The sequence below is a fragment of the [Erwinia] mediterraneensis genome (assembly GCF_900604315.1).
Classification (GTDB): domain Bacteria; phylum Pseudomonadota; class Gammaproteobacteria; order Enterobacterales; family Enterobacteriaceae; genus Pantoea; species Pantoea mediterraneensis_A.
In genome coordinates, this window is the sequence record NZ_LR026978.1 from 2,868,754 (window position 1) to 2,894,359 (window position 25,606).

A 25,606-nucleotide genomic window follows, 5' to 3' on the forward strand; every position below is an offset into this window, starting at 1 on the left:
AATGAGCCAGATATCTGAACGCAGCAGCAAACCCCCGGCGATACAGCTGGGGACGCCGCTGCAGCGCTGGGCAACGCGCATCAAAATGCAGCATGGCCGCAAACTGGTGATTGCCTTGCCCTATGTGTGGCTGGTGCTGTTTTTCCTGCTGCCGTTTCTGATCGTGCTGAAGATTAGCTTTGCGGATATTGCGCGCGCGATCCCACCTTACACCGAGCTCGTCAGCTGGGCGGACGATCAGCTGAGCGTGGTGGTGAATTTTGCCAACTATCTGCAGCTGACGGACGATCCGCTCTATATTGAGGCCTATCTGCAGTCGCTGAAAGTGGCAGCCATCTCTACCCTGATTTGTCTGCTGATTGGCTATCCGCTCGCCTGGGCGGTGGCGCACAGTTCGCCCTCGATGCGTAATATTCTGCTGTTGCTGGTGCTGCTGCCCTCCTGGACCTCATTCCTGGTGCGCGTCTACGCCTGGATGGGCTTGCTGAACAATAACGGTATTCTGAACCGCTTTTTGCTGTGGCTTGGGGTGATCGACCATCCACTGGTGATCCTTTACACCAACACGGCGGTCTATATCGGTATCGTTTACTGCTATCTGCCGTTTATGGTACTGCCTATCTACACGGCGCTGACGCGTATCGATTATTCGCTGGTGGAAGCCTCGCTGGACCTGGGCGCGCGTCCGCTGAAAACCTTTTTCAGCGTGATTGTGCCTTTGACGCGCGGCGGCATTATTGCGGGCTCGATGCTGGTATTTATCCCGGCGGTGGGCGAGTACGTGATCCCCGAGCTGCTCGGCGGGCCGGACAGCATTATGATTGGCCGCATCCTGTGGCAGGAGTTCTTTAATAACCGTGACTGGCCGGTGGCCTCAGCGCTGGCGGTGATTATTCTGCTGATTCTGATCCTGCCTATCATCTGGTTTCATAAGCATCAGAATAAACAGCTGGGAGAGAAAGGATGAACAACCTGCCGACAATCCGCTCGCCCTGGCGCACCCTTATTCTGGTGCTCTGTTTCCTGTTTCTCTATGCGCCGATGTTGTTGCTGGTGGTTTACTCCTTTAACAGCTCGCAGCTGGTGACGGTCTGGGAGCACTTCTCCTTCCGCTGGTATCTGGTGCTGTTTCAGGATGATGCCATGATCGATGCAGTGCTGCTCAGTCTGTCCATTGCGGCGCTCTCTGCCAGTATGGCGGTGGTGCTGGGCACCATTGCTGCGGTGATTATCGTGCGCTTTGGCAGTTTCCGCGGGCATAACGGCTTTGCGTTTATGCTGACGGCACCGCTGGTGATGCCGGATGTGATTACCGGCCTGTCGCTGCTGCTGCTGTTTGTGGCGATGGCCCATGCCCTCGGCTGGCCTGCCGATCGCGGAATGCTGACCATCTGGCTGGCGCATGTCACCTTCTGTACCGCTTATGTGGCGGTGGTGGTGAACTCGCGTCTGCGCGAACTTGATCGCTCAGTAGAAGAAGCCGCCATGGATCTAGGCGCTACGCCGCTGAAAGTGTTCTTCGTGATCACCGTGCCGATGATCGCACCGGCGCTGGTGACCGGCTGGCTGCTGGCCTTTACCCTGTCGCTGGATGACCTGGTGATTTCCAGCTTTGTCACCGGTCCCGGTGCGACCACGTTGCCGATGGCGATCTTCGCTACTGTACGCCGTGGCGTTAATCCGGAGATCAATGCGCTGGCCTCGCTGATTCTGTTTGTCGTGGGTCTGGTGGGCTTTATCGCCTGGCGCTTTATGGCCCACGAGGAAAAGCAGCGTTTGCGTGATATTCAGAAAGCAAAACGTGGCTGAATTCCGTAACATTTGCTACTCCATAAAGGGCGGGCTCAGTTCGCCCGCTTTACGGAGCTGACCAATGTCGGAAACCTTTAAACACGCCTTAACACAACCTGTTGCGCCCGTGCCGGTGACCATTGCTGGCGTGGCGATTATTGCGACGCGCTGCCTTAGTGTGCTGATGTTGTTCAATGAGCTGGGCTATAACGAGCTGGTGAATTTTGTGCACCGCAGCGCGCAATCCTGGGATTCGACACTGATTTTTATCGCCAGCCAGCTCATCTTCATTATTGAGCTGCGCTGCGCCATTATTCTGATGCGCGGCGCCAACCGGGGGCGCTGGGGCTACGTCATCAGTCAGGTGGCGGTGCTGAGTTATATGCTGATGGCTTCGCTGGGCTGGATCTACCCCGAAATTTTCAGCATCAGTGGAGAAAATAACGTCCAGGTGCTGCATCGCACCCTGATGCAAAAACTGCCCGATCTCCTGATATTACTGCTGCTGTTTATGCCTGACAGCAGTCGCGCATTTTTCCGGGGACGATGATACAATCGCCCTCCGCTTTTGCCCTCCATCGTGAATACAGGCTTTACCATGCACTGCGCGCTCTATGACGCTAACCGTTGCCGCTCCTGTCAGTGGCTGGAAAAACCCTACGCCCATCAGCTCAGCGAGAAACAGTCTCAGCTGGAGCAACTGCTGGCCGCCAGTGCAGTAGAAACATGGCTGCCGCCGGTGGCTTCGGCACAGCAGGGCTTTCGCAATAAAGCCAAGATGGTGGTCAGCGGCAGCGTAGAGCGTCCGCTGTTCGGCATGGTGCAACGTGATGGCAGCGCGGTGGACCTCTCTGACTGCCCGCTCTATCCTGACACCTTTGCCCCGGTGTTCGCGCAGCTGAAGCCGTTTATCGCCCGCGCGGGCTTAACCCCTTACAATGTGGCGCGCAAGCGTGGCGAGCTGAAATTTCTACTGCTGACCGAAAGCACGCAGGGCGGCATGATGCTGCGTTTCGTGTTGCGCTCAACGCAGAAGCTGGCGCAGCTGCGTGCCGCGCTGCCCTGGCTGCAACAGCAGCTGCCGCAGCTGAAAGTGATTTCGGCCAATATTCAGCCGGTGCATATGGCGATCCTGGAAGGCGATGAAGAGATCTTTCTGACGCCGGAGCAGGCGCTGGCGGAGCAGCTGAATAACGTACCGCTCTGGATCCGGCCGCAAAGCTTCTTTCAGACCAACCCGCAGGTGGCAGCGGCGCTCTACGCCACGGCGCGTGACTGGGTGCGCGCGCTGGCGGTGACCAGCATGTGGGATCTGTTTTGCGGCGTGGGTGGCTTTGGGCTGCATTGCGCGACCCCGGAGATGGCGCTCACTGGTATTGAAATCAGCGCAGAGGCGATCGCCTGCGCCAGCCGATCTGCGGAGATGCTGGGCTTATCCCATGTGCGCTTTGCCGCGCTGGATTCAACGCAGTTCGCGACCTCACGCAGCGATATTCCACAACTGGTACTGGTTAATCCGCCGCGCCGCGGCATCGGCGAGGCGCTGTGTGCGTATCTCAGCCGGATGGCACCCGACTATATCCTTTACTCCAGCTGTAATGCGCAAAGCCTGGCGCAGGATATTGTCCGGTTAACTGAATACCGCGTCACGCGTGTGCAGTTGTTCGATATGTTTCCCCATACCGCCCATTCTGAAGTACTGACGCTGCTGACGCGGCGTTAATGGCGGCAGAAGGCCGCTGGTTGTGCTGGCGGGAAGCTTATTCCGGGAACCATTTCTGGTTAAGCTGTTGCCAGGTTCCGTTAGCCTTGAGCTCTGTCAGTGCCGCGTTCAGTTCGTTACGTAATGCGTCATTGCCTTTACGTACTGCAATGCCGAGGCCGGTGCCAAAATATTGCGCGTCGGTAATGCGCTCACCCACGGTAGCCAGATTCTGATCTTTCTTCAGCCACTGCGCCACTACCGCGCTGTCGCCAAATACCCCATCCAGACGGCCATTTTGCAGATCGAGCAGCGCATTCTGGTAGCTGTCATAAGCCACGGCCACCACTTCCGGATGTTTTTCCAGCAGGTATTTCTGATGGGTAGTGCCATTTTCCATACCGATGCGTTTGCCTTTCAGCTGGGACCAGTCGCTGAATTTTCCTTTAGCGGCAATCACCGTCGCCGAGTTGGCGTAATAGGGCTGGGTAAAATCGACCTGCTTGCTGCGCTCGGCGGTAATATCCATGCCGGAGATAATCGCGTCGTAGCGGCGAAACTTCAGTGACGGGATCAGGCTGTCAAACGCGTTATTGGTAAAGGTGCATTCAGCTTTCATCTGCTGGCACAGCGCTTTTGCCAGATCGATATCGAAGCCAGCAATCTCATTGTTGCTGTCGAGAAATTCAAACGGCGGATAGGTAGCGGAAGCGGCGAAACGGATTTTTTCTGCGGCCTGGGCACTCATTGCCAGGGTTGCCACCAGGGTAGCAACAATCCATTTTTTCATGGGTAAAGCTCCTGTAATACGACATAAAGAGTTCTGTTCAACAGAATACAGGATGCCACTAATTGCATTTTTATGCAATAAAAATGGATAAATAGTAAAAAAGCCGCTTTCATAGAAGGCGGCTTTGATTGCACCCCATAGGGGGGTACCAAAAACCTTAAAAAGCAGTCTCTGCCTGTTCCGTAAGATTCAAATCCAGAGACGATAAGGCAGAGCCAAAACGTATTGATGACCACGCCCGCAGGACGTGGTTTTAAGCTGGCAATAAAAAAGGCGGGATTTACCCGCCTGGATATTAACTTCTGCGCTCAAATGCCAGCGCACGCCTCTCAACCAGTCGCATCAGCAGCGTGAGCAGGCCATTGACGCACAGATAGATCAGCCCGGCGGCGGCAAACACCGTGACATCGTAGCTGCGTCCATAGAGCAACTGCCCGTGCCCCATGACTTCCATCAGGGTAATGGTGTAGGCCAGCGAGGTGCTTTTGAACACCAGCACCACTTCGTTGGAGTAAGAGGAGAGAGCGCGTTTAAAAGCGTAAGGCAACAAAATACGCAGGCTCTCTTTACGCCCCATGCCCAGCGCAGCACAGGCCTGCCATTGTCCTTCCGGAATCGCCCGCACCGCGCCATAAAACAGCTGAGTGGTATAGGCTGCGCTGTTCAGCGATAGCGCCAGCAGGGCGCAGAGCCAGGGCTGCGACAGCAGATGCCACAGCCAGGGGAGCTGCTGAATCGAGGGAAACTGCCCCGGCCCGTAATAGATCAGGAAGATCTGGACCAGCAACGGGGTGCCGGTAAACAGCGTAATATAGCCTTTTACCACCTGGCTGATGACCGGCAGCTTCAGCGCCAGGATCACAGTAAACAGCAGGGAGAGCACCAGCGCGGCGATCAGCGAGGCGACCGTCAGCGTCAGGCTGGTATGCAGGCCTTTCAGCAGTTCGGGTAAATATTCAAGCATCAGCGTTGCCCCCGTTCGAAGCGCGTGGTACGCAGCTCAATGCGTTTCAATATCGCCTGGCTAATCAGGGTAATCACCAGATAAATCGCTGCAGCTACCAGATACCAGGTAAAGGGCTCCTGGGTACGGGTTGCGATGCCTTTGGTTTGCAACATGAGATCGTTCACGCTAATCAGCGACACCAGCGCGGTATCCTTCAGCAGTACCAGCCACTGATTGCCCAGGCCCGGCAGTGCATGGCGCCACATCTGCGGCATCACCAGGCGGAAAAAAATCACAGATTTTTTCATGCCCAGCGCCTGACCCGACTCCCACTGTCCCACCGGCACCGCCTGCAATGCGCCGCGCAGCGTTTGCGAGGCATAAGCGGAATAGAGCAGGGCCAGCGCAATCACGCCACAGAGAAACGGACTAACGTCAAAGTTTTCAATTTCTACCTGCACCGGCAGGCTGAACAGCCCCAGATTGAGGCTGAAACCATCTGACAGCGTTAACAGTAGTTGGGACGCGCCGAAGTAGATAAACAGCACCACCAGAATTTCCGGCAGGCCACGGATCAGGGTCACCAGTCCGGTGCCAATCCACGCCAGCGGCTTCCAGCGCAGCGATTCCCAGCCAGCAAAAATCATCGCCAGCACAAGGCCGGCGATCAGTGCACAAACGGCAAGGCCGACGGTCATCCCGGCGGCGCTTGCGAGCGGTATCATTTCATTCATCAGAAATTATTGCTGAAACCATTTGCTGTAGATCGTTTGATAAGTGCCGTCCGCCTTCACTTTCTCCAGCGCAGCGTTAAACTGACTCTGCAGCTCGGTGTTACCCATACGTACAGCGATGCCCAGACCGGTGCCAAAATAGCCTTTATCGGTAACTTTTTCACCCACCGGCGCAAGATTCGGATTCTGTTTCAGCCACTCATTGACCACCGCAGTATCGCCGAATACCGCATCAATGCGGCCATTTTTCAGGTCAAGGATGGCGTTCTGGTAGCTGTCATAAGGCACGGTGGTGATGTCGCTGTGCTGATCGGTCAGGTATTTCTGATGTGTGGTGCCGTTCTGTACGCCTACGCGTTTGCCTTTCAGCGCATCAGCACTGGCCACTTTGTCTTTTTGCGCGATAAACAGCGCTGAATTGTCATAGTAAGGCTGGCTGAACAGTACCTGTTTTTCACGCTCCGGCGTGATATCCATACCCGCCATCACGGCATCAAAGCGACGGAACTTCAGGCTGGGAATCAGACTGTCAAACGCCTGGTTAGTGAAAGTGCAGGTTGCCGCCATCTCTTTACACAGCGCGTTGGCCAGATCGACATCAAAACCCTGGATTTTATTACCCGCATCGACAAACTCAAACGGCGGGTAAGAAGCCTCGGTAGCAAAGCGGATAGTTTGTGCGGCAGAGGCGCTCAGGCTCAGGCCAGCAAGCAGTGCAGCAAGTACGACTTTTTTCATTAGAAACATCCTGACTTAGTGCGAAAGATAATGTGCAAACGCCTCGGTTTGCGGCTGTGTAAAGCGACTGGCGTCACCCTGTTCGACGATATGGCCATTTTCCATATAAACCACGCGGCTGGCGGTTTTACGCGCTACTTCCACTTCGTGCGTGACGATGACCTGCGTAATTTGCGTCTGAGCCAGTTCGCGAATAATGCTGACAATCTGCGCGGTGATTTCCGGATCGAGCGCGGCGGTCGGCTCATCAAACAGCAGCACCTGCGGCTCCATCATCAGCGCGCGCGCAATGGCTACGCGCTGCTGTTGTCCGCCAGACAGATGCAACGGGAAACGATCAGCAAAGGATGTCAGACGCAGGCGCTCCAGCAGTTTATCGGCGCGTGCGCGCGCTTCCGCTTTGCTCAGACCCAGCACCCGGCAGGGGGCTTCCATCAGGTTCTGCAGCACCGTCAGATGCGGCCAGAGGTTATATTGTTGAAACACCATACCGACATTCTGCCGCAGCTCGCGGATCGCACTGTCAGAAGGCGTTTTGCTGAAGTCGAAATGATTACCGGCGATCTGCAAAGTCCCGGAACGTGGCTTCTCAAGCAGGTTCAGCACGCGCAGGAGTGAGCTTTTTCCGGCTCCACTGGGCCCGAGAAGCACCAGCGTTTCCCCTTGCGGGCATGCCAGATTGATGTTGAACAGCGCCTGGTGTGCGCCGTAATAGCAGTTAATCCCGTTTAGTTGAATACTCATGCGCAAATAACGAATAGCAATTAGTGCCGCGAATGGTAACGCGACCAGCATAGTTATGCAATTGAGGTGCGTTAAAATTTATGAACGTGAGGATAATTATGGAAAGCGTAGCACATTATCATGCTGCTATACCGTGATCGCGCGTAGCAAGAACGGCAAGCGCGCCTGCAGTACGGGCGCGCGCCGTCGGGCAAAGCGGTACAGGATCGCTTATTGTTCCAGCATCTGACTCAGGCTGCCGCCGCCCGGGTGTGGCCCCGGAGCCACATAACGTATATCGTCCACTACCCAGCAGCTTCCCTCACGGATCATCAGCACTTCATCCTGCCACTGTTTGTTGTCGCGACTCAGATCAACGCGCAGCGGAATATTGCGCGCATCGCTATCTGGAATCGTTGAGGCATCATAGACACTGGCCTGAGTTGGCCCCTGAGCCTGGCTGGAGAAGAGATCGCCGCTGCGCCATTCCGCCGGTTTCTCGCTGCGCGCATTCGCTTTCATCAGATTGCGATAAAGCGTATTGCTTAAATAAGGACGATACTGAGCCAGTAGCTGGCTATCCGGCAGTCCCTGAGTCGGACGGGCCACGCGCAGATCGTAGAACTGCTGGGCTACGCGATCCGGCCCGCCTTCAATGCAGGGTGTGGTACGCGAACCGTTATCGGTGATCACCGGTTCAACGGTGGTACAGGCCGTAAGCAACAGTGCGGCAGGAGCCAGCAGCATAAAGGCTTTGTTATACATCACGATTTCCTTATTGTTCACTGGCAAAGCGCCATTTTTAGCATAGAGTATAGCCCCGGATTTGAGCCCCACGCGCGAAACCCGCTTTGAGAAAAGGAGAGCAGCATGAAATTTTCCACGACCCCTACACTGGAAGGCCATACCATCACTGATTATTGTGGCGTGGTGACCGGCGAGGCCATTCTGGGTGCCAACATCTTCCGTGACTTTTTTGCCGGCATTCGTGACATTGTGGGAGGCCGCTCCGGCGCCTATGAAAAAGAGTTACGCAAAGCGCGGCAGCTCGCTTTTGAGGAGCTGGAAGCGCAGGCGAAAGCACTGGGCGCTAACGCCGTGGTGGGCATTGACATCGATTACGAAACCGTCGGCAAAGATGCCAGTATGTTAATGGTCAGCGTGAGCGGAACGGCGGTTATCGTTCACTGATGCGCCGCTGGATGTTGCTGGCGGCGCTGCTGCTGGCGGGCTGTCAGAGCGCTGATCTGACGCAGCGCACCGGTTACTGGGTCGATGAGCGCCATCCTGCCCGTGGTGCCCAGCCGCGCGTGAAGGTGGTGGTGATTCACTATACCGCGGAAGCGTTCTCCTCCTCGCTGGCGACCCTTACCGATCGCGAGGTCAGCGCCCACTATCTGATCCCGGCGCAGCCGCCGCAACGCGCAGGTAAAGGGATAATCTGGCAACTGGTGCCGGAGGCGGCGCTGGCCTGGCACGCCGGACCCAGCTTCTGGCGCGGCGCCACGCGTCTGAATGACACCTCGATCGGCATTGAGCTGGTGAACCGTGGCTATCAGCGTACGCTCACCGGTTTGCGCTGGGCGCCTTTTCCACCTGAACAACTGCGCGTACTGACAGCGTTATTACAGGATGTGGTGCAACGCTACGACATCGCTCCGGAAAATATTGTGGGTCACAGTGATATCGCGCCGCAGCGCAAGCAGGATCCTGGTCCGCTGTTCCCCTGGCAGACACTGGCACAGGCGGGATTCGGCGCATGGCCTGATGCGCAACGGGTCAGGCAGCGCCTGGCGGGACGACGGGCCGATCAGCCGGTGGACAGCGCAAAGCTGTTAACCCTGCTGGCGCGCTATGGTTATGCTGTAACGCCGGAGATGACGCCGCGCGAGCAGCAAAAAGTGATTGCGGCGTTTCAGATGCATTTTCGGCCAGCGGATTATCGCGGACTGGCCGATGCGGAAACAGAAGCGATTGCGTATGCGCTGCTGGATAAATATGGTGCGGCGTTTTAACGCCACACGGGGTTACTGATTGAGAAACGCCCGCCAGTGAGCAACCAGCTGCTCCAGCGCCGCGCGGTCGACATCCAGATGCGTCACCAGACGCGTTACCGGTCCGGCGCTGATCAGCACCTCCCGTTCCCGCATCCAGCCCTGTAGCGCGTCGACCTGTTCCGCCGGCACTTTCACGAACAGCATATTGGTTTGCCGATCTACCACTTCCAGGCCGATTGCCGCCAGCTGATCTGCCAGCCAGGCGGCATTATCATGATCTTCCTGCAGACGTGCCACGTTGTACTGCAGCGCATAGAGACCGGCTGCGGCCAGAATACCCGCCTGACGCATGCCGCCACCGGCCATTTTGCGCCAGCGCCGGGCGCGCTCAATAAAAGCGGTATCGCCACACAGCAGAGAGCCAACTGGCGTACCCAGCCCTTTCGATAAACAGATGGTCAGGGTGTCGCAATAACGGGCAATCTCTTCCAGAGTAACGCCAAGCGCAACCACGGCGTTAAAGATGCGGGCGCCGTCGATATGCAGCGCCAGCTTACGTTCACGGGTAAATTGCCAGGCGGCAGCCAGATAAGCCTGCGGCAGCACTTTACCGTGATGGGTATTTTCCAGGCTCAGCAAACGCGTGCGCGCAAAATGAATATCGTCCGGTTTGATCGCCGCAGCCACCAGGTCGAGCGGCAGCGTGCCGTCAGCGGCCGCCTGAATCGGCTGGGGCTGAATGCTACCCAGAACCGCTGCGCCGCCCGCTTCATATTTATAGTTATGCGCCTGCTGACCAACAATATATTCATCACCGCGTTCGCAGTGGCTCAGCAGCGCGACCAGATTGGCCTGCGTACCGGTAGGAAAGAAGAGGGCGGCTTGCTTGCCGCTCAGACGCGCGGCTTCGGCTTCCAGCGCATTCACTGTCGGGTCGTCACGATAGACATCATCGCCGGTTGCGGCGTTCATCATCGCTTCGAGCATGGCGGCACCAGGCCGGGTTACGGTATCACTGCGTAAATCGATCACATCGCTCTCCTGAAACGGGGACGGGGACAGCGCGACAGCGCCAGTGCTGTCGTCGTTGTTGTTTGCTTTGCATCTTTTACCGCAGCCGGTGATTTTTCGCCAGCGCGATCCCCCGGATGATCGCGCTGGCTCCGCAGACAGGCAGCGTCAGGCAGAAAAGAAGGCGATAAGAATCGGGGCCAGCAGGCTCATAATAAAACCATGCACAATGGCCGCGGGCACGATCTCTGCACCACCGGCGCGCTGCAATACCGGCAGCGTAAAGTCCATCGAGGTGGCACCGCACAGTCCCAGCGCGCTGGAGCGATGGCGGGCGATTAGCACCGGCACCAGCATAATGGCGATCAGTTCACGCAGCAGGTCGTTAAAAAACGCTGCGCTGCCGATCACCGGCCCCCAGGCCTCGGTCATCAGGATGCCGGAAAGGGAATACCAGCCGAAACCGCTGGCCAGCGCCAGCCCGTTTTTCAGCGGCAGTCCGAGGATCAGTGCAGCAATCAGGCCGCCAGCCAGCGCGCTGATCAGCACCACGCCCGCCACCAGCAAGCCACGGCGATTAAGCAGGATCTGGCGCAGCGTCATGCCGCTGCCGCGCAGCTGGACGCCAACCAGGAACAGCAGAAAATAAAGCGCATATTCGCTGGCTTCGGATGCGTGCTGTAACAATGGCCATTGCAACAGTCCCAGCAGAAAGCCCACCACCACCACCGCGCATAGCTGTAGCGACTCCAGCGCCATCTGCAGTCGCGAGGGCAGTTTGCCCTGCTTATGCACATGTTGCCACGGCAGACGTTTTTCCAGCAGACGCAGTGCCAGCAGGTTACAGCCCAGAATGCAAAAGACGCTGACGGCAGTGGTGTAAAATATCGTCAACAGGTTGCTGCTCAGATTATCGAGAAAGGCCAGACTGATCCCCATAAAGAACAGGATCACGTAGACCATCCAGCTCAGCAGCTTATTTACGAGACGCAGCAGGGTGAGTTGGCGCAGCGGCAGCAGCCAGCCGATAATCAGTGGCAGCAGAATAACAATTAGTCCGGAATACATGCGCAGTAATGCCATCCATGAAACAGAGAGCGTCACGCTAGCGAAAAAATGTCAGCCTGTAAACCCTGTGCTGCGGGGGCTGGCGGCAGGAAAATCGCCTTGCACGCTTGAAAAAGGGACGGGCATCCCCATCTGAGTAGTAAGAGAAAAAATGCCACCCTCGCTGGCTGGCATTTTTTTACGGGGTTGTTCAGAATGAAGGATAGCTCAGGCGCGTGCCGTTGACTCCAGCGGGACGATGAGGCTGGCATGATTGCCCTTCGGCCCCTGATGAACATCAAACTGAACTTGTTGGCCGGCTTTTAGCGTTCTGTAACCCTCCATCTGAATCGTGGAGTAGTGCGCGAAGATGTCATCGCCGCCGCCGACTGGACAGATAAAGCCGAAGCCCTTGGCGTTGTTGAACCATTTAACAGTACCCGTCTCCATGCTTTTACTTCCCTCGCAAGACATTTTGATAAGTAGGTGAGGTCATTTAAGCTGTGGGTCGAGTTTGTTTAAAACTCAATCAGCTTGTGTCTGTAGAATGTAGAGAAACGGACCGCATCGTCAAGCAAAGCTCCGGCGCCCCAGGGGAGAAATTCATCAAAATTTGAAGCAGTTAACGCTATTGCTAATTTTGTGATACAGGTCGCCATGAGGAATCACGGATCATTTTTCATCCGACAGAGGCGGCTTGACAAGCGTGTTAAACTTTAAGTGAAGGCTTAAAAACGTCTTTGTGGGTAAGGCAGAATTTCAACGGATCATTATGGCAAATACTAACGACTGGCTTAACTTTGAACATCTTGCCGAAGAGAAAGTACGTGAGGGCTTGCAACCCCCCTCAATGTACAAAGTCATACTGAATAATGATGACTATACGCCTATGGAATTTGTTATTGACGTTCTGCAAAAGTTCTTTTCTTATGATATCGAACGTGCAACGCAACTGATGCTTAAAGTTCACTATCAGGGCAAGGCGATCTGCGGCGTATTTACCGCTGAAGTCGCTGAAACCAAAGTTGTTATGGTGAACAAGTACGCGAAGGAAAACGAGCATCCGTTGCTGTGTACGCTGGAAAAAGCCTGAACGCGTCTCCATTCAGGAGGCGAGTTGTCAGAGCGATAATTGGGGGAGGTGCCTAATGCTCAATCAAGAACTGGAACTCAGTTTAAATATGGCTTTCGCCAGAGCGCGTGAGCACCGTCATGAATTTATGACCGTCGAGCATTTGTTACTGGCGCTGCTCAGTAACCCGTCGGCCAGAGAGGCACTGGAAGCCTGTACGGTAGATATAGTGGCTCTGCGACAGGAACTCGAAGCCTTCATCGAACAAACCACACCGGTATTGCCTGCCAGTGAAGAGGAGCGCGATACCCAACCTACGCTCAGCTTCCAGCGCGTTTTACAGCGTGCGGTCTTTCATGTTCAGTCATCCGGCCGCAGCGAAGTGTCAGGTGCCAATGTGCTGGTCGCTATCTTCAGCGAGCAGGAGTCGCAGGCCGCTTACCTGTTGCGCAAACATGAAGTCAGCCGTCTTGATGTGGTGAACTTTATCTCGCACGGCACGCGCAAAGATGAGTCAGGCCCGGCGCAGAATCCGGAACATCCGGTTAATGAAGAGCAAGCAGGCGGGGAGGATCGTATGGAAAACTTCACCACCAATCTCAACCAGCTTGCTCGCGTAGGCGGTATCGATCCGCTGATCGGCCGCGATAAAGAGCTGGAACGTGCTATTCAGGTGCTGTGCCGTCGCCGTAAAAACAACCCGCTGCTGGTGGGTGAGTCAGGCGTCGGTAAAACCGCTATTGCGGAAGGGCTTGCCTGGCGTATTGTGCAGGGCGATGTGCCGGAAGTGATGAAAGAGTGCACCATCTACTCGCTGGATATCGGTTCGTTGCTGGCGGGCACCAAATACCGTGGTGACTTTGAGAAACGCTTTAAGGCATTGCTGAAGCAACTGGAGCAGGATAACAGCAGCATTCTGTTTATTGATGAGATCCATACCATTATTGGCGCCGGTGCTGCTTCGGGCGGCCAGGTCGATGCGGCTAACCTGATTAAACCGCTGCTGTCGAGCGGTAAGATCCGGGTGATGGGTTCCACCACCTATCAGGAGTTCAGCAACATCTTTGAGAAAGATCGTGCGCTGGCGCGTCGTTTCCAGAAGATCGATATTACCGAACCTTCTGTCGATGAAACGGTGCAGATCCTGAATGGTCTGAAGCCAAAATATGAGTCTCACCACGATGTCCGTTATACCGCAAAAGCGGTACGGGCGGCCGTGGAGCTGGCGGTGAAATACATCAACGATCGTCATCTGCCGGATAAAGCGATTGATGTGATCGATGAAGCGGGTGCGCGTGCGCGTCTGCAGCCAGCCAGCAAGCGCAAGAAAACGGTAAATGTCGCCGATATCGAAACGGTGGTGGCGCGTATTGCGCGTATTCCCGAGAAAAGCGTTTCGGCCACCGATCGCGATACGCTGCGCAACCTGGGCGATCGCCTGAAAATGCTGGTGTTTGGTCAGGACAACGCGATTGAAGCGCTGACGGAAGCGATCAAAATGAGCCGTGCTGGTCTGGGCCAGGATCGTAAGCCGGTAGGCTCCTTCCTGTTTGCCGGCCCAACCGGTGTCGGTAAAACGGAAGTCACTGTGCAGCTGGCGAAAGCGCTGGGAATTGAACTGCTGCGGTTCGATATGTCGGAGTATATGGAGCGTCACACCGTCAGCCGTTTGATCGGTGCGCCTCCGGGCTATGTCGGCTTTGATCAGGGCGGTTTGCTGACGGATGCGGTGATTAAACATCCGCATGCAGTGGTGCTGCTTGATGAGATTGAAAAAGCGCATCCTGACGTCTTTAACCTGCTGCTGCAGGTGATGGATAACGGTATGCTGACCGACAATAACGGACGCAAAGCGGATTTCCGCAATGTGGTGCTGGTGATGACCACCAACGCGGGCGTACGTGAAACCGAACGTAAGTCGATCGGCCTGATCCATCAGGACAACAGCACCGATGCGATGGAAGAGATCAAGAAGATCTTTACGCCGGAGTTCCGTAACCGTCTCGACAACATTATCTGGTTCAAACATCTCTCTACTGAAGTGATTCATCAGGTAGTGGATAAATTTATTGTCGAGTTGCAGGCGCAGCTGGATGCCAAAGGCGTGTCGCTTGAAGTGAGTGATGAAGCGCGCGACTGGCTGGCACAGAAAGGCTACGACAAAGCGATGGGCGCGCGTCCGATGGCGCGTACGGTACAGGAAAATCTGAAGAAACCGCTGGCAAACGAACTGCTGTTTGGTTCGCTGGTCGATGGGGGTTCAGTGACTGTCGGGCTGGACAAGGAGAAAAACCAGCTTACCTATCACTTCCTGAGCGCGGAAAAACGCAAAACGGAAGGCACGGTGCACTAAGCCGCTACAGAAATAAAAAAGGCCGGATTGTTATCCGGCCTTTTTTTCGTGTCGCTTCAGTTAACGACAGAGTCGGGGCGCAACTTAGCGACTACGGAAGACAATGCGGCCTTTGCTCAGGTCATACGGGGTTAACTCGACAGTGACTTTGTCGCCCGTCAGGATGCGGATATAATTTTTACGCATTTTACCGGAGATATGAGCGGTAACCACGTGTCCGTTCTCAAGTTCTACGCGGAACATGGTGTTAGGTAGCGTATCCAGTACGGTACCTTGCATTTCAATATTGTCTTCTTTGGCCATCGAATCCTCTGGGTGGACTACCTAACAAGTGAACCGGCACGATAATGCCGAATTCCATGATTTATGTAAAGAAATGTTGGCAGCTGCGCCAACACTTCGCCGTGCGTCGCGCATTTACGCGAGCATCTCGGTTAAATTCGGGTGTTTTTTGACGTCTGCGGGGCATTAGCGGGCTAAGAATCTGAATCAACCGGTGACACGCGCACGATTGAAACAGCTTCGGAAGTGCGTTGAGATTCCCAGCCTGGCAATTCCGGTTCACCGGAGGCGAAGCGCGAACGACATACCAAACAGGTTTATTATATCACTTTTGCCGCCGGGTGTGTGCAAAACATCCTCGCTGGCGTTAAAAAAGGGTCTGAGGTCGCCAGCAGTCCGCTGACATGTCCAGCCAGGCAAGAGACTGAACATATTGCAAATAATCGATGCGCGGGATCTCCATGGCGCCCAGCGAGGCGGTATGCGGATTTAATATCTGGCAATCGATCAGCCTGCCCCGGTGCGCAAGGAAGTGCTGACAGAATACCCAGAGCGCCGTTTTCGAGGCGTTTTCCATGCGGCTGAACATCGACTCACCACAAAAAATCCTGCCCAGCGCCAGGCCATACATACCACCAACCAGCTTCTTACCATGCCAGACCTCAACGGAATGCGCATGACCCAGCTCAAATAAGCGCAGCCAGGCGCGCTTCACTTCAAAGGTGATCCAGGTGCCTTCCTGACGCCCGCTGGCACAGCCCTCCAGCACCTCGGCGAAGGCGTGGTTCATGGTGACACGATAAGGGGACTGGCGGTGAAAACGCTTCATACTGCGGCTGAGGTGAAACGACTCCGGCAACAGCACGGCGCGCGGATCGGGCGACCACCAGAGAATGGGATCGCCCGGGGAAAACCAGGGGAAAATACCGCGCTGATAGGCGTTCAACAAGCGGGCAGGGGAGAGATCGCCGCCCATGGCCAGCAAACCATTGGGCTCGCGCAGCGCCATTTCAGGGGGCGGAAAATGCAGGGACTCCCGTGACAGCTGTACCAGTCTCATTACCTTCCTCTACCTCGCGTGAGTAGTTATGACTATAGCGTAAGGCGTTGACAGAAACGCCAGTAGCGTCCGCGTTTTGAGATTAATTCCTGATGGCTGCCCTGTTCAATCAGCGTCCCGGTATCCATCACGCAAATCCGTGACATTCTTTCCAGGCCGGTCAGTCGGTGCGTCACGGTGATAACCGTTTTGTTCCGGGTAATCTGCTGCAGCAGTGTCAAAATTTGCTGTTCCGTGGCCGCATCCAGCCCTTCGGTAGGCTCATCCAGCAGCCAGAGATCGCCATTATGCAGCAGGGCGCGCGCGATGGCGAGACGGCGTAATTCTCCGCCGGAAAGCGGCCTGCCGCCTTCTCCCAGCCAGGCGTTGAGTCCTTCATCGTCCAGCAGATGAGACAGTCCGACCTGCTGCAGCGCTGCAGCCAGTTGCGGGTCGCTGGCTTCAGGGGCGGCAAGCAGCAGATTATCCCGCAGCGTCTGGCTGAACAGATGCACGCGCTGTGTCACCACGCTGATGCGTCGGCGCAGACTCGCTTCGTCCCACTGCGCCAGCGGCACGCCGTTCAGTACGATCTCGCCCTTGTCCGCTTCACGGGCGCGCGTCAGCAGTGCCAGCAGAGTCGATTTACCACAGCCGGTCGGGCCGAGCAGGGCGATATGCTCACCAGCCGCCACCGATAAACGAAAGCCATCCAGCACCGGTTCCGGACGGGAGGGATAGGAAAAATGCAGCGCGTTCAGTTCAATGCGCATGCCCGCCACCGCCTGCAGTGGCGGGCCGGGGAAGCAGATATCGGGCTGCTGCGCAATGATCTCCTGCACGCGCTGCGCCGAGGCGCTCACCTGAGAAAGGTGCAAGAATGCCGTGGCTACCGGTGCCAGCGCTTCAAAGGCCGCCAGTGCGCAAAAGACAAACAGGGCGATAAGCGGCCCCGCATCGCTGAGCTGCGCTGTGCCCGCAGCGCTCAGCCACAGCATGGCGCAAACGGCAACGCCGCTGATCATGATCACCAGGCTTTGCGCCAGCGCAACCAGCCGCTGCTGCTGCTGCTGCGCCTGTAGCCAGTGGATTTCCCCCTGATCCAGTTGCTGACGCCAGCGGGATTCTGCGCCAAAGATCTTCAGCTCTGCCTGACCCGCCAGCCAGCGGGTCAGCTGCAGCCGCCACAGCGCGCGGCGCTGCGTGATAGCCAGACCGGCAGGCTGGCCCAGGCGGTAGAAAAGCGGTGGTATAATTATCAGCGTGGCCAGCATCAGGCCGCCCAGCGTGAACGCAAGGGTGAGATCATAAAAGCTCAGACCCAGCGTCACGACGCTAATTACCACAAAGGCGCCCAGCAGTGGTGATAATACGCGCAGGTAGAGATGATCCAGGGTTTCAACATCAGCCACAAAGCGGTTGAGTAACTCCGCCTGGCGAAAGCGGGTCAACTGGCCCGGTGTCAGCGCCATCAGACGGGAAAAGGTAAACACACGCAGATGTTGTAGCACGCGGAAGGTAGCATCGTGGCTGACCAGCCGTTCGAAATAGCGCGCCGCAGTACGGATGATGGCTGCGCCGCGTACGCCTGCGGCAGGCAGCATATAGTTAAAGCTGTAAAGCCCGGCCACGCCTGCCAGTGAGGCGGCAGCCAGAAACCAGCCCGACAATGCGAGCAAACCGATACTGGCCAGCAGGGTCAGAACCGCCAGCATCAGACTGAGAGCCAGCCGCCAGGGATGACGACGCCAGAAGCGTAAAAAGGGCCATAAAGCTTGCATCAGAGAATCTCCCTCTGGCGATGTTGCAGCAACTGACGAAACGCTCCATCCTGCTGCGTTAAATTGCTCCAGCTGCCGCGCTGCACGATTTGTCCAGCCTGCATGACCCAGATTTCATCCCATTCCGCTAAGCCATCCAGCTGATGGGTAACCATCAGTGTCGACTGGCGGCGCGATGCCTGCTCCAGCGCCTGCATCACCTGCTGCTCGCTACGGGCGTCCAGGCTGGCCGCCGGCTCATCCAGCAGCAGCAGGCTGGCCGGTTTGTACAGAGCCCGCGCTACCGCAATCCGCTGTGCCTGCCCGACAGAAAGTCCCAGCGCCTGATCGCCGATTTCACTCTCCAGACCTTGCGGCAGTCGGGACAAAAATTCAGTAACGCCCGCCGCCTGTAGTACCGCTTCCAGCCGTGAGCGATCTTCTTCCGCATCCAGCAAAATATTTTCTCGCAGGGTCGCCGCTGGCAGATGGGGATTCTGCCCGACCCAGGCGAGATGCTGCTGCCAGTGGCGCATATCAAGCTCACGCAACTCAATATCATTTACCTTAATCGAGCCGGTATAGGGCAAAAAACCCGCCAGCAGATTTAACAGCGAGCTTTTCCCGGCACCGCTCGGGCCCACAATGGCGACCCGCATCCCGGGATCGAGGATAAAGCTGAGGGGCGCACTCAGGGCCTTGCCCGTGGGCGTACAGATCACCAGCTCTGATGCTTCGATAGTTAAAGATTGACTCTGTTGCAGGCGGCGGGAGCCGTTGCCAACAGAGGTTTCAGCGCTGATGGTCATAAAGCGTTCCAGCGCCTCAGCACCCCCGACGGCCTGCGCTTTGGCATGATAGAACGTACCGAGATCGCGCAGCGGCTGAAAAAATTCCGGAGCCAGAATCAGGGCAAGGAAACCGGCAAACAGCGTGACCTGGCGATCGTAATGGCCGAAATCAAGCTCACCGAGGTAGGAAAAGCCAAAGTAAACCGCTACCACCGCAATGGCGAGCGAAGCAAAAAATTCCAGCACGGCCGAAGAGAGAAAGGCGAGACGCAACACTTCCATGGTGCGCAGCCGGAAATTTTCGCTGTTAGTGGCGATGGTTTGCTGCTCAGCCCGGGCGCGATGAAACAGGCGTAATGTTTCCCGGCCGCGCAGCCGATCAAGGAAGTCGCCGCTGAGGCGCGCCAGCGCAAGAAAATTGCGGCGATTCGCGTCGGCGGCCCCCATGCCAACCAGCGCCATAAACAGAGGAATCAGTGGGGCTGTCGCCAGCAGGATCAGACCCGCTGTCCAGTTAACCGGAAACAGGGTCAGCAGGATGCAGCAGGGGATCAGCAGGGCGAGCGTCATCTGCGGCAGGTAACGTGCGTAATACTCCTGCATCTCTTCAATCTGCTCCAGCAGCAGGGTGGCCCAGCTGCCTGCCGGTTTTCCCTGAATCCAGGCCGGACCGAGAGCATGCAGGCGATCCAGAACCTGTTTGCGTAGCGCCTGCCTGATTGCCTGACCGGCGCAGAACCCCGCCTGTTCGCGTGCGTAATTCAGCAGGGCACGCAGGCAAAAACAGGCAAACAGTAGCAAAAAGGGCGTAACCAGACGGCCAGGGGGAACATTATCCACAATCAACGCCTGCAGCAGGGTCGCAAGCAGCCACGCCTGCGCGATTACCACCAGTGCGCTGCCTAATCCCAGCAGGGAAGCGAGACGTAACCAGCGGCTGCCGGAACGACGCTGTGCGCGCAGCCAGCGAGTAAGGTGTTGTTGCCGGTTTTTATTCATGCGATGCCGATCGGTTTCTGAAAAGAGGGGGTAAAAGGGCGCAAATAACCGCCTGTTAACAGCGCATGAACTGTAGCATGAGGCCAATAAAAAAGGCGACAGTAAAACCGTCGCCTCGGGTAAATAAGATCAGAAGATTAACAACTTACTTATCGTTTTTAACCAGTCCGTCCAGATAACGTTCTGCATCCAGCGCCGCCATACAGCCGGTGCCTGCAGAGGTAATCGCCTGGCGATAAATATGGTCCATTACGTCCCCTGCCGCGAATACGCCGGGGATGCTGGTTTGCGTGGCGTTACCATGAATACCGGACTGAACCTTGATATAGCCGTTTTCCAGCTCCAGCTGACCGTTAAAGATGGCGGTATTCGGGCTGTGACCGATGGCGATAAACAGACCGGCCACTTCCAGCTCTTCCTGCTGCGAGGCATGTTCGGTAGAGCGCAGACGTACACCGGTCACGCCCATCTGATCGCCCAGCACTTCATCCAGTTCACGATGCGTATGCAGCACGATATTGCCGTTATGCACTTTATCCATCAGGCGGTTGATAAGGATTTTTTCAGCGCGGAAGCTGTCACGACGGTGAATCAGATGCACCTCAGAGGCGATATTCGCCAGATAGAGGGCTTCTTCCACGGCGGTGTTTCCGCCGCCTACCACCGCAACTTTCTGGTTGCGATAGAAAAAGCCGTCACAGGTGGCGCAGGCGGAGACGCCTTTGCCCTTGAAAGCTTCTTCAGAGGGCAGGCCAAGGTAGCGAGCCGAAGCACCGGTGGCGATAATCAGCGCATCACAGGTGTATTCACCGCTGTCGCCGATCAGACGGAACGGACGCGTCTGCAGTTCCACGGTGTGGATATGATCGAAAATGATCTCGGTATTAAATTTCTCCGCATGCTCATGCATACGTTCCATCAGCAGCGGACCGGTCAGGTCATGGGGATCGCCCGGCCAGTTTTCCACTTCAGTGGTGGTGGTGAGCTGACCACCTTTTTCCAGTCCGGTAATCAGTACCGGATTCAGATTGGCGCGAGCGGCATAGACCGCAGCGGTATAACCGGCTGGACCCGAGCCCAGGATGAGTAGCTTACTGTGTTTGGCCGTACTCATGCGTTCCTCAATTTTTCGACGGATGTTTTAGCTAGCGATTGTAGGGAAATTACTGACGCAAAAAAAGGTTTGTGCGATTTTGTTAACGATTGCTGCAAGCGGCGTAGACGATGAAACGCGATTTTGCACGCGGTTTGCGCCATAAAGGGGCATTAATCCGTTTTTTATGGTGCAGCTGTATAAAAATACTCATTTAAAAACAGTAACCCAGCGGTCTGTCTGGCATCTTGTACTGAATTTGGATGTTTTACTTTGACAATCGCCTGCGCTTTTGCGAAAACAGTGTAGGAAGCAGAGAATATTTAGCCGCACAAAACAGGTTTTCATGCAGTTCTGCGCCGTTCGGCAAATAGACTCAGCCTGACATTGGTCATGACGCATGGTGTGGACAGACAGCATGCGTCATACGGATGGGCGCGTTAATGCACAGGCTCTAAGTCTTCGCTTCAGTAAGGTCCTGAACAATGAATGTTTTCAGGTCGTGGCACGTTAAGGGAAGGATTTAAGAGAGACAATAATAATGGTAGACAATAAGAAACGCCCTGGAAAAGATCTTGATCGCATCGACAGAAATATTCTGAATGAACTGCAGAAAGATGGTCGTATTTCCAACGTAGAACTTTCCAAGCGTGTAGGGCTATCGCCCACACCCTGTCTTGAGCGTGTGCGTCGCCTGGAGCGTCAGGGCTTTATCCTGGGCTATACGGCGCAGCTGAATCCACACTATCTCGATGCTTCACTGCTGGTTTTTGTTGAGATTACTCTGAATCGTGGCGCACCGGATGTGTTTGAGCAATTTAACGCCGCCGTGCAAAAACTTGAGGAAACTCAAGAGTGTCACCTGGTGTCGGGTGATTTTGACTACCTGCTGAAAACCCGTGTACCGGATATGTCCGCCTACCGCAAGCTGCTGGGGGAAACCCTGTTGCGTCTGCCAGGGGTGAACGATACCCGTACCTACGTGGTGATGGAAGAGGTCAAACAGAGTAACCGTCTGGTGATCAAAACCCGGTAATGCAGGGCAGGTGCAAAACCTGCAGGATTTCGGTACACTCCTGTGAATTCATACAGGACCAGCGTCGGGCTTGCTCCGGCGCTGTTGCCTTCATAATTTACAGGCACCTGGAGAGTTCTCTTGAGCCAGGAATACACAGAAGACAAAGACGTTTCGTTACAGCCGCTCAGCAGTGGACGTCGCCTGCTGGAAGCGTTGCTTATTCTCGTTGCCCTTTTTGCCATCTACCTGATGGTTTCCCTGGTCAGCTTCAATCCTTCTGACCCAAGCTGGTCGCAGACCGCCTGGCACGAACCTATCCATAATATGGGGGGGAGCGTTGGCGCCTGGCTGGCGGATACGCTGCTCTTTATTTTTGGTGTGATGGCCTATGCGATCCCGCCGGTGATTCTCGGTCTGTGCTGGATTACCTTCCGCCAGCGCGACAGTCAGGATTACATCGATTACTTTGCCGTGGGCTTACGCCTGATTGGCGTGCTGGCGCTGGTGGTCACTACCTGCGGTCTGGCCGCGCTTAATGCGGATGATATCTGGTATTTCGCCTCGGGCGGGGTCATCGGCAGTCTGGTGAGCAATGCGATGGCACCCTGGTTCAGCGCTGCCGGCGGCACGCTGACGCTGCTTTGCGTCTGGGCGGCGGGCATTACGCTTTATACCGGCTGGTCGTGGCTGACCATTGCGGAAAAAATTGGCGCTGCGGTAATGGGCGTGCTCACCTTTGCCAGCAACCGCTCCCGTCGCGATGAGCCCTGGGACGATGAGGATGATGATCTCATCGACACCTCGTCTGTCACCAAAGGGGCCGCAAAGGCTCAGGATGTAGAAGATGATATATTGCTGGCCGCGCCGCGCCGGGTTCATGAAGATGAACCTGAACCGCTTGCAGAACATGATCCGCTGCTGGCACCGGCTGCTGCGCCCGCCGCTGCGGCATCAGAGACTCATGCCGCGCCCGCTCCAACCCTCAATGCCGCCTCTGCCGCGCCAGTGCAGCAGGTTGTGACTGTCGCCGCCGCGCCTGATGCTGCCGTAGCTCCGGTGAGTCCGGCTGCTTTTACAGATGCAGAAGAATCCCCAGAACCTCCGCGCTACCGCTTCGAACTGCCTGAGGCAGCACCTGCCGCCGCAATGCAGCAATCATCGGCTGAAGAAGATGATGGCCCGCGCATGGGGAACTGGCAGGAGGCTACGCGCGCCGCAGAACTGCCTGCAGGCGTTACCGCTGCTGCGGCAGCAGCGGCCGCAACGCAGCCCGCTGCTGGTGCAGTGCCCTTTATGCCTGCCTTTAGTGCGGCTCCGGAAGGGGATTACAATCCACAGGTGAAGCAGGGCATAGGCCCGGAACTGCCACGGCCCAACCCGGTAAAAATTCCAACGCGCCGCGAGCTTGCCTCCTTTGGCATCAAACTGCCTTCACAACGCATGGCGGAAGAGAAAGCGAAAGAGGCGGAACAGAGCGTACCTGCGGCAGCGGCAATGTCGCCACAGTTTGCTGAACCTCAGAGCGTCGAAGAAGAGGCGGATTTACAGGAAGCCCAGCTGCGCGATGCCTTCCAGGCACAGCAGCAGCAACGCTATGGCGAAAGCTGGCAGCAGGAGGATGACGAAGAGGCGCAGCATCAGGCGGCGCTGGCGCGTCAGTTTGCTGAGCAGCAACAGCAACGCTATGCACAACCTGACAAGCCGCAGGATGATGAGGGACCAACCTTCAGTCTGGATCCGGCAGCGGCGTTCGATTTCTCTCCGCTGAAAGATCTGGTGGATGAGGGTCCAGTTGAACCTTTGTTTACCATTGCCGCCACGCCGCCGGCTGAAGCGGAGCAGACGCTGGAGAGCGACTGGCAGCAGCCGGTCGAACCGCAACCGACCACGCAGATGCCGTTTAGTGCGCCCGAAACTGTTAATTACCGGGAGCCCGACGCGCTGTTACAGCCTGCGTCACAGCAGCCACAGCCACAGTCACAGTTACAGACGCCAGACCCTGCCGCTCTGCAGGAGAGCCTGATTCACCCCTTCCTGATGCGTCATGAGCAGCCGCTGCAAAAGCCCACCACGCCGCTGCCTACGCTCGACCTGCTGACGCCGCCGCCCGCGGAAGCGGAACCGGTAGATATGTTTGCCCTGGAGCAAACGGCGCGTCTGGTAGAAGCGCGTCTGGCCGATTATCGCGTGAAGGCCGAGGTGGTGGGGATTTCGCCCGGGCCGGTGATCACCCGTTTTGAGCTCGACCTGGCACCCGGGGTGAAAGCATCACGTATTTCTAACCTCTCACGCGATCTGGCGCGTTCACTCTCTGCCGTCGCGGTGCGCGTGGTAGAAGTGATACCGGGTAAACCTTATGTTGGTCTGGAGTTGCCCAATAAGCATCGTCAGACCGTCTATCTGCGCGAAGTGCTCGACTGCCCCAGCTTCCGGGATAACACATCGCCGCTCGCGGTGGTGCTGGGCAAAGATATAGCCGGACAGCCGGTAGTCGCCGATCTGGCGAAGATGCCACACCTGCTGGTTGCGGGGACGACCGGCTCCGGTAAGTCGGTGGGCGTCAACACCATGATCATCAGCATGCTGTATAAAGCGACGCCGGAAGAGGTGCGCTTTATTATGATTGACCCGAAAATGCTTGAACTGTCGGTCTATGAAGGCATTCCGCACCTGCTGACTGAAGTGGTTACCGACATGAAAGACGCCGCTAATGCGCTGCGCTGGAGCGTCGGTGAGATGGAGCGTCGCTACAAACTGATGTCAGCCCTGGGCGTGCGTAACCTGGCAGGCTACAACGAAAAAGTGGAGCAGGCGGAAGCGATGGGACGTCCTATCCCTGATCCGTTCTGGAAACCGGGCGACAGCATGGATATGACGCCGCCGGTGCTGGAAAAACTGCCTTATATCGTGGTACTGGTAGATGAGTTTGCTGACCTGATGATGGCGGTGGGGAAAAAAGTGGAAGAGCTGATCGCTCGCCTGGCGCAGAAAGCGCGTGCGGCGGGTATTCACCTTGTACTGGCCACACAGCGTCCGTCGGTGGATGTCATCACCGGTCTGATTAAAGCCAACATCCCGACGCGTATCGCCTTTACGGTCTCCAGTAAAATCGATTCGCGTACCATTCTTGATCAGGGCGGTGCAGAATCGCTGCTGGGAATGGGTGATATGCTCTATATGCCGCCGAACTCCTCCATGCCGGTGCGTGTCCATGGCGCCTTTGTGCGCGATCAGGAAGTGCATGCGGTGGTGGCGGACTGGAAAGCTCGCGGTCGTCCACAATACATCGACAGCATTACCGCTGGCGAAGAGAGCGAGGGCGGCAGCCTGGGGCTGGAAGGCGGTGAAGAACTGGATCCGCTGTTCGATCAGGCGGTGGCTTTTGTGGTGGAAAAACGGCGTGCATCGATTTCCGGCGTACAACGTCAGTTCCGTATTGGTTATAACCGTGCTGCGCGCATCATTGAGCAGATGGAAGCTCAGGGCATTGTTTCGGAGCCGGGACACAACGGTAACCGCGAAGTGCTCTCTCCGCCGCCTCATGAAATGTGATAATACGGTAAAGCTGTTGTCAAAGTGACGTATGGGCCAGTGTAAGCTGGCCCATTGTGTATGCGGCGAACGTCCCCATATCTGTGAAGGCTTTCGGTTTTTTCTGCTGTCTGAACAGGAATCTGGCAGCCAGGTTTAAAGCTGTCACGATGGGGAAATGAATAACTA

Annotated in this window: 24 protein-coding genes; 10 read left to right on the forward strand and 14 right to left on the reverse strand. The window is 56.3% G+C overall.

Annotation, left to right across the window (positions count from 1 at the left end; genetic code table 11):
* Window position 1 precedes the first annotated feature (1 nt).
* The 4 genes from potH (at window position 2) to rlmC (ending at window position 3,514) form a co-directional block, all read left to right on the forward strand.
* Window positions 2–967: a putrescine ABC transporter permease PotH gene (gene potH / locus E0E17_RS13480; protein WP_130834552.1), complete on the forward strand. Its 966-nt coding sequence runs from the start codon at window positions 2–4 to the stop codon at window positions 965–967.
* The gene (potI, locus tag E0E17_RS13485; protein WP_130834553.1) at window positions 964–1,809 is read left to right on the forward strand and encodes a putrescine ABC transporter permease PotI; all 846 of its coding nucleotides are present in this window, start codon (window positions 964–966) and stop codon (window positions 1,807–1,809) included. Before potH ends, potI begins: the two co-directional genes overlap by 4 nt.
* 64 nt (window positions 1,810–1,873) lie before the next feature.
* Window positions 1,874–2,341 carry a YbjO family protein gene (locus E0E17_RS13490; protein WP_130834554.1) on the forward strand — a complete coding sequence of 156 codons (468 nt, stop codon included), beginning with the start codon at window positions 1,874–1,876 and terminating at the stop codon, window positions 2,339–2,341.
* A gap of 48 nt (window positions 2,342–2,389) precedes the next feature.
* Window positions 2,390–3,514 (forward strand): 23S rRNA (uracil(747)-C(5))-methyltransferase RlmC, encoded by a 1,125-nt coding sequence (gene rlmC, locus E0E17_RS13495; RefSeq protein WP_130834555.1) that lies wholly within the window; start codon window positions 2,390–2,392, stop codon window positions 3,512–3,514.
* 37 nt (window positions 3,515–3,551) lie between these two features.
* On the opposite strand, the gene E0E17_RS13500 is transcribed toward rlmC, so the two are convergent.
* The 6 genes from E0E17_RS13500 to E0E17_RS13525 all read right to left on the reverse strand — a co-directional run bounded on the left by E0E17_RS13500 (window position 3,552) and on the right by E0E17_RS13525 (window position 8,189).
* A complete protein-coding gene (locus E0E17_RS13500) occupies window positions 3,552–4,283 on the reverse strand; it encodes an arginine ABC transporter substrate-binding protein (protein ID WP_130834556.1) in 732 nt (243 codons plus the stop codon).
* Between the two features lie 295 nt (window positions 4,284–4,578).
* The gene (gene artM / locus E0E17_RS13505; RefSeq protein WP_130834557.1) at window positions 4,579–5,247 is read right to left on the reverse strand and encodes an arginine ABC transporter permease ArtM; all 669 of its coding nucleotides are present in this window, start codon (window positions 5,245–5,247) and stop codon (window positions 4,579–4,581) included.
* Entirely contained in the window at window positions 5,247–5,963 is a 717-nt protein-coding gene (artQ, locus tag E0E17_RS13510) for an arginine ABC transporter permease ArtQ (RefSeq protein WP_130834558.1), read from the reverse strand. The genes artM and artQ overlap by 1 nt, the downstream gene beginning before the upstream one ends.
* Window positions 5,964–5,969: 6 nt before the next feature.
* Window positions 5,970–6,701, reverse strand: coding sequence for an arginine ABC transporter substrate-binding protein (gene artJ, locus E0E17_RS13515; protein ID WP_130834559.1), 732 nt, complete (start codon window positions 6,699–6,701; stop codon window positions 5,970–5,972).
* Between the two features lie 15 nt (window positions 6,702–6,716).
* Window positions 6,717–7,445, reverse strand: a complete 729-nt coding sequence (gene artP, locus E0E17_RS13520) for an arginine ABC transporter ATP-binding protein ArtP (RefSeq protein ID WP_130834560.1) — start codon at window positions 7,443–7,445, stop codon at window positions 6,717–6,719.
* Window positions 7,446–7,655: 210 nt separating this feature from the next.
* Window positions 7,656–8,189 (reverse strand): lipoprotein, encoded by a 534-nt coding sequence (locus E0E17_RS13525; RefSeq protein ID WP_130834561.1) that lies wholly within the window; start codon window positions 8,187–8,189, stop codon window positions 7,656–7,658.
* A 105-nt stretch (window positions 8,190–8,294) separates the two neighbouring features.
* Here E0E17_RS13525 and E0E17_RS13530 point away from each other — a divergent pair, with 105 nt between their 5' ends.
* Together E0E17_RS13530 and E0E17_RS13535 are read left to right on the forward strand one after the other, a co-directional pair.
* Window positions 8,295–8,615 carry a heavy metal-binding domain-containing protein gene (locus E0E17_RS13530; protein WP_130834562.1) on the forward strand — a complete coding sequence of 107 codons (321 nt, stop codon included), beginning with the start codon at window positions 8,295–8,297 and terminating at the stop codon, window positions 8,613–8,615.
* Window positions 8,615–9,439, forward strand: coding sequence for an N-acetylmuramoyl-L-alanine amidase (locus tag E0E17_RS13535; RefSeq protein WP_130834563.1), 825 nt, complete (start codon window positions 8,615–8,617; stop codon window positions 9,437–9,439). Before E0E17_RS13530 ends, E0E17_RS13535 begins: the two co-directional genes overlap by 1 nt.
* A gap of 12 nt (window positions 9,440–9,451) precedes the next feature.
* On the opposite strand, the gene ltaE is transcribed toward E0E17_RS13535, so the two are convergent.
* From ltaE to cspD, 3 genes are all read right to left on the reverse strand, one after another.
* On the reverse strand, window positions 9,452–10,453 hold the full coding sequence (gene ltaE, locus E0E17_RS13540; protein ID WP_130834564.1) for a low-specificity L-threonine aldolase: 1,002 nt from the start codon (window positions 10,451–10,453) through the stop codon (window positions 9,452–9,454).
* 147 nt (window positions 10,454–10,600) lie between these two features.
* Window positions 10,601–11,500: a LysO family transporter gene (locus E0E17_RS13545; RefSeq protein ID WP_130834565.1), complete on the reverse strand. Its 900-nt coding sequence runs from the start codon at window positions 11,498–11,500 to the stop codon at window positions 10,601–10,603.
* A 207-nt stretch (window positions 11,501–11,707) separates the two neighbouring features.
* Window positions 11,708–11,929, reverse strand: coding sequence for a cold shock-like protein CspD (gene cspD / locus E0E17_RS13550; protein ID WP_130834566.1), 222 nt, complete (start codon window positions 11,927–11,929; stop codon window positions 11,708–11,710).
* 322 nt (window positions 11,930–12,251) lie between these two features.
* Between cspD and clpS the strand changes: the two genes are divergently transcribed.
* Together clpS and clpA are read left to right on the forward strand one after the other, a co-directional pair.
* Window positions 12,252–12,572, forward strand: coding sequence for an ATP-dependent Clp protease adapter ClpS (gene clpS, locus E0E17_RS13555; RefSeq protein WP_130834567.1), 321 nt, complete (start codon window positions 12,252–12,254; stop codon window positions 12,570–12,572).
* A gap of 55 nt (window positions 12,573–12,627) precedes the next feature.
* Window positions 12,628–14,904, forward strand: coding sequence for an ATP-dependent Clp protease ATP-binding subunit ClpA (gene clpA / locus E0E17_RS13560; RefSeq protein WP_130834568.1), 2,277 nt, complete (start codon window positions 12,628–12,630; stop codon window positions 14,902–14,904).
* An 84-nt stretch (window positions 14,905–14,988) separates the two neighbouring features.
* On the opposite strand, the gene infA is transcribed toward clpA, so the two are convergent.
* The 5 genes from infA to trxB form a co-directional block, all read right to left on the reverse strand.
* Window positions 14,989–15,207 (reverse strand): translation initiation factor IF-1, encoded by a 219-nt coding sequence (gene infA / locus E0E17_RS13565; RefSeq protein ID WP_002211347.1) that lies wholly within the window; start codon window positions 15,205–15,207, stop codon window positions 14,989–14,991.
* Window positions 15,208–15,553: 346 nt separating this feature from the next.
* Window positions 15,554–16,246, reverse strand: a complete 693-nt coding sequence (gene aat, locus E0E17_RS13570) for a leucyl/phenylalanyl-tRNA--protein transferase (protein WP_130834569.1) — start codon at window positions 16,244–16,246, stop codon at window positions 15,554–15,556.
* A gap of 32 nt (window positions 16,247–16,278) precedes the next feature.
* On the reverse strand, window positions 16,279–18,006 hold the full coding sequence (cydC, locus tag E0E17_RS13575; RefSeq protein ID WP_130834570.1) for a heme ABC transporter ATP-binding protein/permease CydC: 1,728 nt from the start codon (window positions 18,004–18,006) through the stop codon (window positions 16,279–16,281).
* A complete protein-coding gene (gene cydD / locus E0E17_RS13580) occupies window positions 18,006–19,775 on the reverse strand; it encodes a heme ABC transporter permease/ATP-binding protein CydD (protein ID WP_130834571.1) in 1,770 nt (589 codons plus the stop codon). Before cydD ends, cydC begins: the two co-directional genes overlap by 1 nt.
* Before the next feature lie 145 nt (window positions 19,776–19,920).
* Window positions 19,921–20,889, reverse strand: a complete 969-nt coding sequence (gene trxB / locus E0E17_RS13585) for a thioredoxin-disulfide reductase (RefSeq protein WP_130834572.1) — start codon at window positions 20,887–20,889, stop codon at window positions 19,921–19,923.
* A 520-nt stretch (window positions 20,890–21,409) separates the two neighbouring features.
* On the opposite strand from trxB, the gene lrp reads away from it, so the two are divergent.
* Both lrp and E0E17_RS13595 read left to right on the forward strand, forming a co-directional pair.
* Window positions 21,410–21,904 carry a leucine-responsive transcriptional regulator Lrp gene (lrp, locus tag E0E17_RS13590; protein WP_006118610.1) on the forward strand — a complete coding sequence of 165 codons (495 nt, stop codon included), beginning with the start codon at window positions 21,410–21,412 and terminating at the stop codon, window positions 21,902–21,904.
* Between the two features lie 120 nt (window positions 21,905–22,024).
* Window positions 22,025–25,438, forward strand: a complete 3,414-nt coding sequence (locus E0E17_RS13595; RefSeq protein WP_130834573.1) for a DNA translocase FtsK 4TM domain-containing protein — start codon at window positions 22,025–22,027, stop codon at window positions 25,436–25,438.
* Window positions 25,439–25,606 lie beyond the last annotated feature (168 nt).

Coding starts and splice junctions, on each gene's coding strand:
- clpS (WP_130834567.1), top strand. CDS start 12,252: ATGGCAAATACTAACGACTGGCTTAACTTTGAACATCTTGCCGAAGAG.
- artQ (WP_130834558.1), bottom strand. CDS start 5,963: ATGAATGAAATGATACCGCTCGCAAGCGCCGCCGGGATGACCGTCGGC.
- lrp (WP_006118610.1), top strand. CDS start 21,410: ATGGTAGACAATAAGAAACGCCCTGGAAAAGATCTTGATCGCATCGAC.
- rlmC (WP_130834555.1), top strand. CDS start 2,390: ATGCACTGCGCGCTCTATGACGCTAACCGTTGCCGCTCCTGTCAGTGG.
- potH (WP_130834552.1), top strand. CDS start 2: ATGAGCCAGATATCTGAACGCAGCAGCAAACCCCCGGCGATACAGCTG.
- E0E17_RS13525 (WP_130834561.1), bottom strand. CDS start 8,189: ATGTATAACAAAGCCTTTATGCTGCTGGCTCCTGCCGCACTGTTGCTT.
- cydC (WP_130834570.1), bottom strand. CDS start 18,006: ATGCAAGCTTTATGGCCCTTTTTACGCTTCTGGCGTCGTCATCCCTGG.
- cspD (WP_130834566.1), bottom strand. CDS start 11,929: ATGGAGACGGGTACTGTTAAATGGTTCAACAACGCCAAGGGCTTCGGC.
- aat (WP_130834569.1), bottom strand. CDS start 16,246: ATGAGACTGGTACAGCTGTCACGGGAGTCCCTGCATTTTCCGCCCCCT.
- clpA (WP_130834568.1), top strand. CDS start 12,628: ATGCTCAATCAAGAACTGGAACTCAGTTTAAATATGGCTTTCGCCAGA.
- E0E17_RS13545 (WP_130834565.1), bottom strand. CDS start 11,500: ATGTATTCCGGACTAATTGTTATTCTGCTGCCACTGATTATCGGCTGG.
- infA (WP_002211347.1), bottom strand. CDS start 15,207: ATGGCCAAAGAAGACAATATTGAAATGCAAGGTACCGTACTGGATACG.
- E0E17_RS13500 (WP_130834556.1), bottom strand. CDS start 4,283: ATGAAAAAATGGATTGTTGCTACCCTGGTGGCAACCCTGGCAATGAGT.
- artP (WP_130834560.1), bottom strand. CDS start 7,445: ATGAGTATTCAACTAAACGGGATTAACTGCTATTACGGCGCACACCAG.
- E0E17_RS13530 (WP_130834562.1), top strand. CDS start 8,295: ATGAAATTTTCCACGACCCCTACACTGGAAGGCCATACCATCACTGAT.
- cydD (WP_130834571.1), bottom strand. CDS start 19,775: ATGAATAAAAACCGGCAACAACACCTTACTCGCTGGCTGCGCGCACAG.
- E0E17_RS13490 (WP_130834554.1), top strand. CDS start 1,874: ATGTCGGAAACCTTTAAACACGCCTTAACACAACCTGTTGCGCCCGTG.
- potI (WP_130834553.1), top strand. CDS start 964: ATGAACAACCTGCCGACAATCCGCTCGCCCTGGCGCACCCTTATTCTG.
- artM (WP_130834557.1), bottom strand. CDS start 5,247: ATGCTTGAATATTTACCCGAACTGCTGAAAGGCCTGCATACCAGCCTG.
- E0E17_RS13535 (WP_130834563.1), top strand. CDS start 8,615: ATGCGCCGCTGGATGTTGCTGGCGGCGCTGCTGCTGGCGGGCTGTCAG.
- artJ (WP_130834559.1), bottom strand. CDS start 6,701: ATGAAAAAAGTCGTACTTGCTGCACTGCTTGCTGGCCTGAGCCTGAGC.
- trxB (WP_130834572.1), bottom strand. CDS start 20,889: ATGAGTACGGCCAAACACAGTAAGCTACTCATCCTGGGCTCGGGTCCA.